Annotated in this window: 6 protein-coding genes; 2 read left to right on the top strand and 4 right to left on the bottom strand. The window is 71.8% G+C overall.

Translation table 11 applies throughout. The annotated features are described in order from the left end of the window. Together QZV72_RS09870 and QZV72_RS09865 are read right to left on the bottom strand one after the other, a co-directional pair. The coding region (locus QZV72_RS09870; RefSeq protein ID WP_297008001.1) for a (2,3-dihydroxybenzoyl)adenylate synthase at window positions 1–1441 on the bottom strand (1441 nt) is incomplete at its 3' end. Further along, window positions 1438–8244, bottom strand: coding sequence for a condensation domain-containing protein (locus tag QZV72_RS09865; protein ID WP_297007998.1), 6807 nt, complete (start codon window positions 8242–8244; stop codon window positions 1438–1440). The genes QZV72_RS09870 and QZV72_RS09865, both read right to left, overlap by 4 nt. Before the next feature lie 88 nt (window positions 8245–8332). On the opposite strand from QZV72_RS09865, the gene QZV72_RS09860 reads away from it, so the two are divergent. After that, on the top strand, window positions 8333–8596 hold the full coding sequence (locus tag QZV72_RS09860) for a phosphopantetheine-binding protein (protein ID WP_297007996.1): 264 nt from the start codon (window positions 8333–8335) through the stop codon (window positions 8594–8596). Between the two features lie 23 nt (window positions 8597–8619). Here QZV72_RS09860 and QZV72_RS09855 read toward each other — a convergent pair whose 3' ends face one another. Both QZV72_RS09855 and QZV72_RS09850 read right to left on the bottom strand, forming a co-directional pair. Further along, a complete protein-coding gene (locus QZV72_RS09855) occupies window positions 8620–10359 on the bottom strand; it encodes an amino acid adenylation domain-containing protein (protein WP_297007993.1) in 1740 nt (579 codons plus the stop codon). Then, window positions 10356–11744, bottom strand: coding sequence for a SidA/IucD/PvdA family monooxygenase (locus tag QZV72_RS09850; RefSeq protein ID WP_297007990.1), 1389 nt, complete (start codon window positions 11742–11744; stop codon window positions 10356–10358). Before QZV72_RS09850 ends, QZV72_RS09855 begins: the two co-directional genes overlap by 4 nt. A gap of 86 nt (window positions 11745–11830) precedes the next feature. Between QZV72_RS09850 and QZV72_RS09845 the strand changes: the two genes are divergently transcribed. Beyond that, the gene (locus QZV72_RS09845; protein WP_297007988.1) at window positions 11831–12514 is read left to right on the top strand and encodes a GNAT family N-acetyltransferase; all 684 of its coding nucleotides are present in this window, start codon (window positions 11831–11833) and stop codon (window positions 12512–12514) included. Window positions 12515–12680 lie beyond the last annotated feature (166 nt).

Below are 12680 nucleotides of genomic sequence, written 5' to 3'. Positions count from 1 at the left end.
CGGGGAGGGCGACGAGGGAGGCGTCGTGGACCGCCGGGTGGGCCAGGAGGTGGTTCTCGATCTCCTCGGCGCCGATCTTCTCCCCGCCCCGGTTGATCTGGTCCTTCGCCCGGCCGACGACGGTCAGCGTCCCGTCGCGGAAGACGACGATGTCGCCGGTGCGGTAGAAGCCGTCTGCGGTGAAGGAGCGGGCATTGACCTCCGGGGCACGGTGGTAGCGGCGGATCGTGTACGGTCCCCGCGTGAGCAGGTTCCCCGGAGTTCCCGGAGGCACGTCGACGTCCGCGTCATCGACGACACGGATCTCGTCCCACGGGCTCATCGGGCGGCCCTGCGTGGTGACGATCTCGTCGACCGACGCGTCCAGCGGAGTGTAGTTGACCAGGCCCTCCGCCATGCCGAAGACCTGCTGGAGCGTCCATCCGAGCTCGGGGCGGACACGCCGCGCCGCCGCTTCGGAGAGCTTCGCCCCGCCGACCCACACGGTGCGCACCGAGGAGAGGTCGTAGGAGTCACGCCCGGGGAAGTTCAGCAGACTGATCAGCGCCGGCGGCACCAGGGCGAGATGGGTGACGCGGTGCTCGGCGATCAGCGGCAGTACCTCGGTCGGCATCGGGTCGGCGCCGAATATGATGGACGCCCCGACCTGGACCGCACCGAGGATCCCCGGTGAACTCATCGTGAAGTTGTGGGACGCCGGCAGTGCGACGAGGAGCACGTCCCCGTGCCGGAGATCGCAGACCTCGAGGGACGCGCGCACGGAGTAGAGGTAGTCGTCATGGGTCCGTGGGATCTGTTTCGGCACGCCGGTCGTTCCACCGGAGAGCTGGAGGAAGGCCAGTTCGTCGGCGGGAACGTCGGCGGCGTCCGGTACCGGCAGGTCGGCGGCGCCCGCCCACGGCGTGGCCTCGTCGACGAGGACCGTGGTGAGTTCCCCGGCGTCGACTAAGTCGCTGAGGTCCCGGTGGACGCGGGTGAGGTGCCGGTTCGGGGTGGCGGTGGAGACGTAGAACCGGGCGGGGGTGTGCGCGGCGAAGTGGCGGATCTCGGCGGACCCGTGGGCGGGCAGTGAGAACACGGGCACCGCCCCGAGCCGCCAGAGGGCGAAGACGGTCTCCAGGTAGGTGACCGAGTTCGGCAGCTGCACGATGACGCCGGCACCGCGGCACACTCCGGCGTCGGACAGGACAGCGGCGGCGCGGGACACCCCCCGGTCGAGTGCTGACCAGGTGACGGTGCGGTGTCGGTCCGTGGCGGCGGTTTCGGACGGCCAGGCGTCGACCGCACGGCGGAACAGCTTCCAGTGGGTGTCACCGGTCCAGGCGCCGAGTGCGCGGTAGCGGGCCGCGTCCTCGGGGGTGACGCCGGTGGCCAGGACGGTAGATGGGTCAGGGGCGGACCCCGGCTCGGTGTCGGCGTCGGGGACAGTCTGATGGTTCACTGCAGTCCTTCCAGGATGACGGGGGTGATCGCGTCCCAGCCGGCGTCGGTGGCGAGGGCGGCGTGGGTGAGGTCGAGAGTGAGGGTGCGGGGCGTGCGGGGGAGGACGTCGGCCCAGGCGGAGGCAGGATCCCAGACCCGGTGCTCCTGCAGGTCGGTGACCCGCTCGTCGGCCCTTGTGGCGATGATGAGCTGAGCTTCGCCACCGAAGTCGGCGAGGTCCACCGGTTCTGCGCTGCGCAGCAGGGCGTCGCAGTAGGCGAGGTTCGTGCCGAGAGTGCGGGCGATCATTCCGGCGGCCTCCGCACCGCCGGGCAGGTCGTCGAGGTCCGGGACACCGGCGACAGCGGCGATCTGTGCGGCGGTGAGCTCGGGCGTCCCGCCGGGCGGGACGGGCAGCGGACCGGCACCGGACGGGTAGGCGTCCATGACGCCGAGCCAGGAGACCTCCTCACCGCGGCGCATCAGTTCCGCGGTCATCGCCTGGGCCAGCACGCCGCCGAAGGAGTAGCCGAGCAGCCGGTAGGGGCCGTGCGGCTGGACCTGTCGGACGGAGTCGACGTAGCCGGCGGCGAGTTCGGCGAGGTCCGGGACCTCCGGGTGGGGGTCGGGCAGTTGCAGGCCCGTGACCGGGATGTCGTGCCCGGCGAGCCGTTCCGCCAGGCCACGGAACGGCAGGGCGAACCCGCCGCCGGGGTGTACGGCGAAAACCGGGGTCCGGCTGCCCGGGCCGAGCGGCAGGATCTGGCTGGAGCCGCCGCCGGTGAGTCTGGCGGCGAGGGCTGTTGGGGAGCCGGTCTCGACGATGTCCTGGATGGTCACCCGGTCGAGGCCTTCGCGGCGCAGCCGGCCGAGCAGCCGCATCGCCAGCAGGGAGTGCCCGCCGATGTCGAAGAAGTTGTCGTGGTCGCCCATGTGGTCCTTCTTCAGGAGGGACGCCATGACGCGGGCGACGGTCGCGGTGACCTCGGTGACCTCGGTGATCTCGGTGGCTCCGGTGGCTCCGGTCATCGGGTCCTGTGACGCGGGTTCCCCCTGCGCCGGCTGCACAGCATGTGCCGCATGTGCCGCCTGCGCCGCCTGTGCGCCGGATCCGCCGGGTCCGCCGGTGAGCGGGGCAGCGTCCCTCCGTTCCCAGCGGGGAAGACCCGCCAGCACCTCGCCGACGGTCGGATCGTCGACGAAGGCCACGAGCACCCGGGTGAGGGTGTCACGGGCGAGAGCGACGAAGGCGGCGTCCACCAGGTCAGGGCGGTGCGCCAGGACGACCCGCATCGGCTCACCCGGCCCGGTCGGCGGCGCGACACAGGAGAGCGGGAAGCTCGTCATGCCGTCGACATGGACGTCTGCCACCCCGATCCGGTCGTCGGTCGGCGCCACCCGCGGCAGGGAGGGGAAGTTGTCGAAGACGACGAGAGTGTCGAAGAGCGGGCCACCGCCGGCGAGCTGCTCCACCCGGACCAGCGGGGTTGACTCGTGCGCGGTCATCGCCGCCTGGGTGCGTCCGATGCCGCGCAGCAGGTCGGTGACGGTGCCGGCGCGGGCCGCGTCGTCGAGGGTGACACGGACGGGCAGGGTGTTGATGAACAGTCCGACGGTCTGCTCGATGCCGGGCAGCTGGGTCGGACGTCCCGAGACGGTGGTGCCGAAGAGCACGTCCTCCCGGCCCGTCAGCGCGGTGAGAGTGAGCGCCCACGCGGCCTGGAGCAGGGTGTTCCCGGTGACGCCGGCGGTACGGGCGCGCTGTGCCAGAGACTCCGGGACCGTCAGCTCGTCGACGGTCTCCCGGGTGACGGTGCCGGCGCGTTCCAGGTCCCCGGCGGTGGCGGGGGCGAGGTCGTGGATGATCGTGCCGTCCACGGTGCCGCCGTCACCGACACCGAGCCGTCCACGCCAGGCGAGGTCATCGGCCGCAGTTTCGCCGGAGGCGTCGCGCCCGGCGAGCCAGTCGAGGTGGTCGGCGAACGGGGCGGCGGTGGGCAGGGCGTCCCCGTGGTAGAGGGCGAGCAGGTCGCGCACCATCACCGGGGTGGACCAGCCGTCGGTGAGCAGGTGGTGGTTGCCGAGGACCAGTCGCGCGGTGACCCCGCCCGTGCCGGACCCACCGCCGGGCAGGAGTATCAGTTCGGCGGCGACGAGGGGACCGGACGCGAGGTCGATGCGCCGGGTCGCCATGATCCGCAGGCGTTCATCGGCGGCGGTCGTGGCGGCGGCGGTCGGCAGGTCGCGGAGATCGACGGTGCGCCACGGCAGATCGACACCCCGGGGGATCAGCTGCACCGGTTCGTCGAGAGTCCCGGTGTCGAAGCGGGCGCGCAGCAGGTCGTGGCGGGCGAGCGTGGCGCGGAGGGCCGTGTGGAGGCGGTCGGGGTCCACCGGCCCGTGCAGGTCGATTCCCGCGGAGAGGACGTAGCCTGCGCCGCCGCTCAGCGCATGGTAGAGCAGGCCCTCCTGCAGCGGGGAGACCGGCAGCACGTCGGCCAGCGGTCCGTGCCGCCGTTCCCAGGTGTCGATCTGTGCCTGGCTGACCTTGGTGTGGAGATCGGCGGGGCTCGCACCGCCGTCGGTGGTGCGGGCCAGTACAGCGAGGTCGGTCAGGGTGCCGGTGATCCGTGCGGCGAGCTCCGGTGTGCCGTTGTAGAGCAGGGCGGTGCCGGTGGTGCCCGGCTCTCCCGGCTCGCCGTCGTCGGTGACGAGCAGGTGCGGGGCACCGTCGGTGAGCAGGGCCGGCCCGGAGGGCAGCATCCGGCAGGACGCCACCCCCACCGTCAGCGTCGGCCGGTCGGTGGCGGTGCCGGTGCCGCCGGCGGCGAGAGTCTCCTTGACCTGCAGAAGCACCGCGCGGGTGCTGCCGGAGGACGCCGGCACGAGGTCGGTGCGGGAGAGGTCGCCCACAATGACAGTGCCGGTGGTGCCGGTACCGGAGTGCCCGGCACGGTGGCGCAGACCGACGGGCCCGCCGGTGGCGAGCGCGGCCGCGGCGGTGACCACGACCGCGGGTGTGGTGTGGAACAGGTCGGGGAGCAGGGTGAACAGGGCCTTGCGGTCCGGAACGTCGAGGACCAGCGGTTCCGGCGCGTCGACGGCGACGGGGGCCGGTTCGACGGGGCACCCGGCGAGGGCGGCGGCACGCCAGGATCCGGTGGCCGGACGCAGTGGGAGAGCGGCCAGGGCGCGTTCCAGTTCCCCGAGGAAGGTCGCGGCACTGTCCGGGTCGAGCACACTGCGGTGCACGAGCACCTGCAGCTCACCCTCGTCGTCGGGCCCGGTGATCCGCCAGACCAGCCCACGCTGCGGATCAAGGTCGGCACCGGTGAGTCGCCGGGCACCGGCGATGACGGCGTCGGGGCCGGTCAACGGGGTGCGCGGGATGATGATCTGCGGCGTGCCCGTGGTGAGGTCGAGGACGGCCCGCAGTGCCGGATGCGTGGTCATCATCGTGGTGACCGCGGTGAGCAGCCGGTCGTGATCCACACCCGGTGCGTGGACGGTGCCGGTGAGGGCGGCCCTGGCGGGCACCGGGGTGACCGGGAAGGCCCCGGTGGGGTAGACGACGGCGGTGGCGGTGGGGCGGACGGCGGTGGCGGCGGAGCCCCCGGATGCCGCGTCACCGGTCGGCGTCGGTACGACCTGTTCAGCCGCGGCCGCGACGTCGGCGAGTCCGGTGCCTGCCAGGAGGTCCTTCGCCGTGATGCCGTAGCCGCGGCGGCGCAGTCGCCCGGCGGCGGTGAGGGCGCCGATGCTGTCGCCACCGAGACCGATGAAGTCGCGGTCGAGGGGGAGGAGGTCACCGGAGCCGAGACCGAGCACCTCGGCGAGCACGTCGGCGAGAGCCTGTTCGGCGTCGGTGCGGACGCCCACCGAGAATGCGGCGTCCGGGGTGGTTCCTGCAGTCTCCGCCGTCTCCGTCATCTCCGTCAGCGCCCGACGGTCGACCTTGCCACCGACCGTCAGCGGCAGCCGCTCATGCAACCGCACCCGGGTCGGCACCAGGTGCGCCGGCACCGTCTCAGCCACGGCGGCGCGAACGTCGAACGGCGGAACCTGCGTGGCGGCCGCCGGGGTCAGCGACACATGGGCGATGAGCTTCAGCGCGCCGGGTGCACCGAAGGTGCCGACGGCGGCGGATGTGACCTGGGGCAGGGCGAGCAGCGCGGCCTCGACCTCACCGGGTTCGACGCGGTGGCCGCGGATCTCCAGCTGGTCGTCGGCCCGGCCGAGGAACACGGTCCCGCGGCCGGGCACCCAGCGCACCAGGTCACCGGTGCGGTAGGTGCGCTGGCTGTCGGCGCCACCGGTACCGTCACCGAAGACCCGGGCGGTCTGTTCCGGGAGTCCGCGGTAGCCCAGGGCCACCTGTGGTCCGGCGAGGACGAGTTCGCCGACCTCGTTGTCGGGCACGGGTTCACCGTCGACGTCGAGGATCAGCGCGGTCATGCCAGGCACGGCACGCCCGATGGTGACCGGCCCGGGGGTGACACGCGCGATGAGGGCGTCCACCGTGGCCTCGGTCGGCCCGTAGACGTTCCACGCCCGGATCTCCGAGGCGGCGAGCCGGTCCCACAGGGAGGCCGGGAGTGCCTCACCGCCGAGGATGACGGTGCTCACCGTGGAGGCCACGGAATCGTCGAGTGCACCGGAGTCGATCAGAGCACCGGCGAGGGAGGGGGTCGCGTCGAGTACGGTGATCCGGTCACGGCGCAGCACGGTGCGCATCGCGGCCGGATCGCCGACAGTGCCGTGGTCGTAGAGGTGCACGGTCGCACCGGTGAAGATCCAGGCGAGCTGGTCCAGGGCGGCGTCGAAGGAGAAGGACGCCGTGTGCGCGACATGCGGCCGCCCGTCGGTGGACCGCGACCGGGCGTCCGGCCAGAGGTCGACGGCATGCCCGGCGAGCAGGGACTCGACCGCGGACCGGGTGACCTCCACACCCTTCGGGACCCCGGTGGTCCCCGAGGTGTAGAGGAGGTAGGCCAGGTCGGGGACGGTGCCGGAATCTGCTGCGGCACTGTCGGTGACCGTCCCGGTGGCATGCAGCCCGTCCTCACCGAGGACGGCCAGGGCACCCGAGTCGGCGAGGATGTGTGCCCGCCGGGCCGCGGGGTGCTCCCGGTCGAGGATGACGAAGGCCCGGTGGGCCCGCCAGGTGGCCAGTACCGCCACCGCCAGCGCGGGGCCCTTCGGCAGGTCGAGGGCGATCACCGCGCCCGCTCCGCCGACGGTGGACAGCTGCCCGACCAGTTCCGTGATCCGCCGGTGCACCTCGGCGGCGGTGAGGGAGACGGCCGCGTCGTCACTGACGAGCAGGGGGACGCCCGCGGTCGTGCGGGAACTGTCGCCGGTGGCGTGCGCGCCGAGCCGGTCGATGAGCTCGTCGAGGGTGGGGACGACCTCAGGCAGTTCTGCGCCGGCCCGGTCAGCGGCGACGACGGTGCGGAAGGTGGCGTCCCGCAGCCGGACGTCCGCCAGGGGGCCTTCGCAGTGGAGGAAGGCGCGGATGTCCTCCAGCCGCTGCCGGGCGGTCGGCACGGAGACGGTCTGCGGATCGGTCTCGAAACCGAGGTCCATGCCCCCGTCGGCGGCGGGGGTGACCACCAGGACGAGGTCCTCCGGCGGGCCGCCGGCGACATTGCGCAGCACACCGGTGGTGCCGTTGAAGTCGAGGGAGAAGTCGAAGGTCTTGAGGTTCAGTCCGATGCCGTGGAGCACTGCGGGGCCACCGGCGCCGCGCAGGTCACGGGCCAGCTCGGAACCCGGGTACCGCTGGTGTGGGCGGACCTTGTCGAGGGCGGCGTGGGCGGACGCGGCGACCTGCTCCAGGGTGTCGGTGCCGGCGACCGGGAAGCGCAGCGGCAGCATGTTCACCAGCATCGCCGGGGTGCGGCGCAGTGGGCCGGAGGTCCTGGCCATCATCGGCATCGACAGCAGGACCTCCGGGGAGGCGTCGCCGGCGGCACCGGTGTGGCCGAACTTACGCAGCCACGCCGCGTAGGCCGCCATCACCAGGTCGGACCAGACCAGACCCGCGGCCTCGGCACGCGCCCGCAGCGCGGCCGTCTCCCCGGCGGAGAGCCGCAGTGTGGTGGTGACCGACGTCGTCCCCGCACCGTGGACATGGTCCTCCCGGCCTGTGGTGTCGGGGACCGGGGTGAGGTAGTCACGCCAGAACCCGCGGTCGGCGTCCCTGCCTGCCGGATCGGCCGCGTACGCCAGGTCGGCCCCGATGACCTCGGCGATCGGGGCGAACCTGTTGGGTCGGGCGGCGCGGCCACCGGCGAGCTCCGTGTAGTGTGCGGCGGTGCGCCGGGTGAGCAGGGCGGCACTGTAACCGTCGACGATGATGTGATGGTACAGCTGCACGCACCACACGCTGCGCCCGTCCGCCGGGTCACCGCCGGTCCAGCCCAGGTCCAGGATCAGGTGGCGGTGCAGCCCACCGTCGGTCATGGTGCACCAACGTTCGCCGCAGGACGCCTTCTCCGCGTCGACGACCGCCCGGGCGAGCAGCACCGGGTCCGGGGCACCTGACAGGTCGCGGATCTCGGGACGGGTGGCGGGGGTGTCGTCGACGGACTGCCGGGGGCCGTCGGCGGTGGCGGTGAACCGCAGGCGCAGGGTCTCGGACTCGTCCACGGTCAGTCGGACGGCCTCCGCCAGCAGGTCGGCGGGATTCTCCCCGCCCGCGCCGGGAGTCAGTCCGTCGAGTTCCAGGACCTCGCCCACGACGTAGTACGGGGAGGTCGGATCGAGGAGCTGGGCGTTCCAGATACCGCGCTGGGCGGCGCCGAGATCGAGCAGGGACAAGACAGTGACCTTTCAGGTCTGGTGAGGCTCAGTTAACAGTGGTGGTAGAGTCCGCGCCGTACAACCGCACGCGGAGGAAGGAAGAACAGTGGCAGATCAGGTGGAGCAGACGGACGGGAACACCCTCGACGAGCTGATGGCGTCCCTCAGGGTGAAGGTCGCCGCGCTGATGAACGTCGAGGCCAACGACCTGGACGAAAACGAGGAGCTCATGGACCAGGGGCTGGACTCGGTCCGCCTCGTCGAGATCGTGAGCTTCCTGCGGGACGCCGGCTACCGCGCCGACTTCGCGGACCTCGCCGAGGAGAGTTCGCTGGCCGCCTGGCGCGAACTCCTCGAGGACCTCGCCTAGAACAGCTGGAACAGCTGGAACAGCTAGAACAGCTCCGCGAGGGCCTTGCGGTCCAGCTTGCCGTTGTGGTTCACGGGCAGGGCGTCGACCACGAGGATCCTCGAGGGCACCATGTACTCCGGCACTCCGTGGGCCAGCTGCGTGGTCAGTGCGGTGATGTCGGGGCGGACACCGTCCGGCGCCCCCGGCGCGTCCTCGTCGACGACGACGGCGGCGTAGAGCACCTGCGAGCCGTCCTCGTCCACGGCGACCGCCGCGGCCCGGCGCACACCCGGCAGCTCCCGCAGCCGGGACTCGACCTCGCCGAGTTCCACGCGGTTGCCGCGGATCTTCACCTGGTCGCCGATGCGCCCCAGGAACCTCAGGACGCGGCGTCCGCCCACCCCGGTCCAGGCGACGATGTCGCCGGTGCGGTACATCCGGCCGCCGTCGAGCGCCGGGTGGAGTGAGTCGACGAAGACTCCGGCGGTCAGTTCGTCCCGGTTGAGGTACCCCAGCCCGACCTGCGGGCCGGCGAGGCACAGTTCACCGGGCGTGTCCCAGGTGGGGCCGGCGGGATCGACCTCGGTCCCGTCGTCGGCGATGACGTAACAGGCCACATTGTCCTCCGGTACGCCCAGCAGGCTGGCGGTGTCGTCGAAGTCGGTGGCGTTGACCAGGTCGTCGGTGTACTCGATCCAGGTGACGTCCATCGCCGTCTCGGTCGGGCCGTAGAGACCGTAGACGTGGCAGCCGATCTCGTCGCGGGAGCGGCGGACGATGTCGGCCGGCACCGCCTCACCACCGAAGATCATGTGGCGGATGTTGCTGAAGGCGCTCAGCGGGACGCCGACATCGTCGAGGACGTCGAAGAGGACGCGCATCAGCGAGGGGACCATCGACATGACGGTGACGTCGTAGCCGGAGATCATCTTCACCAGCGCGTCGACGTCGCCGGGCCACCAGTCGGGGGCCGGGACGACGACCACGCCACCGGTGGCCAGTGGGCCGATGAGCTCACCGACGCCCACGTCGAAGCTCACCGGGGCTTTCTGCAGCATACGGATCGGAACAGATCCGTCGGCCTCCGTCGTCGTGGAGGTCAGGGCCCGGCCCATCCACAGCATGTGCGCGGTGACACCGATGTGGGTGTTCACCGCACCTTTCGGCGTTCCTGTGGTGCCTGAGGTGTAGATGATGTAGCAGGGGTCCTCACCGCGCACCGGGCGGGACTGCTCGGCCCGGCTGAACGGGCCGGCGGTGGCCCACGCCGGGTCGGCGGAACCGTCGATGATCGCGCGACCCAGCGGGGAGTCGTCCGTGATCGTCGCGGTGACGATGCCGGACTCCGCCAGGCGGTCGGCGAGGTCGGCGGGCAGGGACGCCCCGCCGAGGGCGAAGGCCGCGGCCGGCTCACAGTCACCGAAGATGAAGGAGACCCGCTCGGCGGGGTAGGACGCGTCCACCGGGACGTACACCGCACCGGCCCGGACGATGCCGGAGACGACGGCGGACATCCAGCCGCACCGGTTGGCGACCACGGCGACCCGGTCCCCGGTGCAGACCCCACGGTCGCGCAGGTAGCGGGCGACGGCGGTGGCACGACGGTCGAGCTCGGCGAAGGTCAGCGGCCCACCGTCACCGACGACGGCGGGATCGTCGGGGTGGGCGGCCGCAGTCTGCGCGAGCAGGACGTCGAGGGTGGTGGGTTCGACGGTGACGGTCGGGCCGAAGCGCAGGTCGTCGGCCCGGCCGGTATAGGCGGGGGATACGGAGGCGGTCACAGGGTGATCCTTTCGGGGCTGGGGGAGGTGGTGGCGGAGTCCGGTCGGACGCCGAGCCCGGTGAGGACGCGGTCGGACAGTTCGCCCAGGCAGCTGAGGTTGGCGAAGCCGGGGCCCTGCCGGAAACCGGCGACCGCCGGCAGGAAGAGGGTGGGGTCCATGCCAGCCAGGGAGAGGTCGTCGGTGATGCGGTCCTCGACGGCGGAGGTGGTGACCGCCCCACCGCAGGCGGAGATCAGTGAGGCGACGGTGCGCTCATCCATCATCCGGGTGAACCACAGTGGCGAATTGCCGCGCGCGTCGACGACCAGGTCGAACAGTTCGGTGCGCTCGTCGGTGCGTCCCCCGGGCAGGTTCTCGGTGAGGCGTACGGCGGTGGTGCCGGTCGCGCCGGCCACACCGGCAACACCGGCTGCACCGGCTTCGCTGGTGACCGAGGTGACCGAGATGACGCGTCCGCGCAGGTGGCTGACCCGGTCCTCGGCCATGAGATTGGTCTGCACCCGGGCGGAGAACACACCCCGGTCGCAGCGGGCGATGACCTCGCGCCGGGCGTCCTCGTCGAGTGCGGCCCACTTCCGGGGATCGGTGTAGATCCCGTTCTCGAAGACGCCCTCGCCACGGGAGAAGATCGTCGCCGCCGGGGAGATGACGGCGATGTCGACGACATCGTGGCGGACCACCTCGTCGATGACGGACGCCGCGGTCTCTCCTCCGCCGATGACGGCCACCCGCGACGCGGCGGGCAGGCGCCCGGACCCGATCGCGGACCAGAAGCCGGAGACGGACAGTACCGTCGGCAGCGGGGCGATGCGGCGGTCGGAGCGTCCCGGGCCGGTCATCATCAGCGCGTCCGCGGTGACCCGGGTGGTGGAGCCGTCGGCGAGATCCACCGACAGTGACCAGCCGTCGGCGGCGCGGTTGCCGGTGCCGTGGGTGTTGCGCAGCCCGATGCGGGTGACCTGGCCGTTGACCAGGTTCATGCGGGTCTTGACCGCGGCCCAGCGCAGGTAGTCGGCCCACAGGTAGTGGCGGGGGCTGGGGTGGCCGCGGTCGACCCAGGAGGCGTAACGGTCCGTGGCGATGAGGAAGGCGGGCCAGCTGACGGCCATGAGTCCGCGGTCGACGGACCGGTTGAGCGGGTCGGTCTCCCCGGCCCCGGCGATGCGGGTGCGGTAGGGGAATCCGACGTCCTTGGTCGGTGAGGTGCCGAGCTGGTGGCGTCCGTCGGTCCAGCCGCCGCCGGAACGCCAGTTCCCGCCGATCCCCTGGTAGTCCACGACGGTGATTTCGGGTGTGGGGAGGCCGAGGTCGCGCAGGGCGTGCGCCTTGGCCTGGACGGCGACCGCCTTCGGGCCGGCGCCGAGTATGACGAGTGACTTCACGTGGGTAGGCTACCCTCTGAAGGTCTACCTGATCAAAGGTTAGGATGACCGTCCCGACACTTCCCCCTGAAAGCAGTTGCCGCACCGTGACAGAGAACACCACCGAATCCGTTGAACCGGCAGTCGACCTCAGCGTCCTGCACCGCCTGCGCACGGACGTCCCCGAGGCCGACTTCCTCCCGGCCCCACCGCCGGTACCGGCGGAACTGGGCTACGGGCTCGACGAGAACTTCGCGGTCCGTGCCGCCGACCCCGCCGCGGACGCCGAGATGGTCAGCGCGTGGATGAAGACCCCCGAACTCGAGGCCGCGTGGGAGCAGCCCTGGGAACCGGAGCGGTGGGCCGCGGACTGGCGTGCCAAGCTGGCCACCACCTATTCCGTGCCCGTCATCGTCTCCTATCAGGGCAAGGACGTCGGCTACATGGAGATCTACCGGCCGCACCGCGACGAGATCGGCAAGGTCTACCGCTCGCAGCCGCACGATCTCGGCTGGCACGTCGCCATCGGGGATGCGTCGCTGACCTCCAACGGCATCTTCGGTCCCTTCCTGCTGGGGCTGACGCAGGCGGTCATCGACGCGGATCCGGAGTGCACTCTCGCCATCGTGGAGCCGGACGCCGGCAATGAGCGCGTCCACCACGGACTGCGGGCCTTCGGTGCGGTGGACGCCGGTGAGTGGCAGCAGCGTGCCGACCGTCGCGTCCGCCTGTTCCTGTGGCCGGTGCGTGGGGAGCGGGCCGAGGACCGGCTCTTCGACCGGCGTGACTGACGGAGACTGAACAGACTGAACAGACTGAACAGACTGAACAGAATGACCGGGCTGATCCGGCTGATCAGGCTCGCGTGTCAGGGCAGCCGCTGTCACATCTGTGGACCGATCTCCCCCCGCCCGCCCCGGCTTTCCCCGTTTCAGTCCTCCCCGCCCCACCCCGGCG

Origin of the sequence: uncultured Corynebacterium sp. (assembly GCF_902782855.1) — a bacterium.
Classification (GTDB): Bacteria; Actinomycetota; Actinomycetes; order Mycobacteriales; family Mycobacteriaceae; genus Corynebacterium.
The sequence above is the reverse complement of the archived record's forward strand: the minus strand, read 5'-3'. Positions and strand labels throughout refer to the sequence as shown.